1 protein-coding gene is annotated in these 361 nt (G+C 57.3%); it reads right to left on the minus strand.

All coding sequences use genetic code 11. From position 1 onward, the window contains the following. Positions 1-361, minus strand: a 361-nt coding sequence (locus tag D0T87_RS23645; RefSeq protein ID WP_163178629.1) for a fimbrial protein, incomplete at both ends; no start/stop codon positions are given.

Consider the following 361-nt stretch of genomic DNA (forward strand, 5'->3'; position numbering starts at 1 on the left):
CAGGGTAGCAGCTTCTATGATACTACGGGCACCGGCCAATACCACCAGGTCGTATTCACCCCGGCGCAAGGTCACGGTAAAGGTCTTGGCATTTCCGGTTCCTGTGATCTGACTACCGCTGCATCCGGCAGAGTAAACATAGGTACCGCCGTTCTTACCGAACACCAATACGTCGATTTCAGTAACAGCGTTCTCCCCGTCTTCGGAGAGTGCACGAGTGTTGGGCAGGGCGCGGGTGTCGGGTACGCTTTCACCGGGCAGTCGAAGGGAGAAGGTGACCAGGGCGTCGCCTTTTCCCGTTGGGGTAATTTCTTCTTCATGCCCTGTGCACGCTGTCAGCGTGGAGAGCAGTAGGAACGCC

It is taken from the genome of Bacteroides sp. 51, from assembly GCF_010500965.1.
GTDB lineage: Bacteria > Bacteroidota > Bacteroidia > Bacteroidales > Bacteroidaceae > Bacteroides.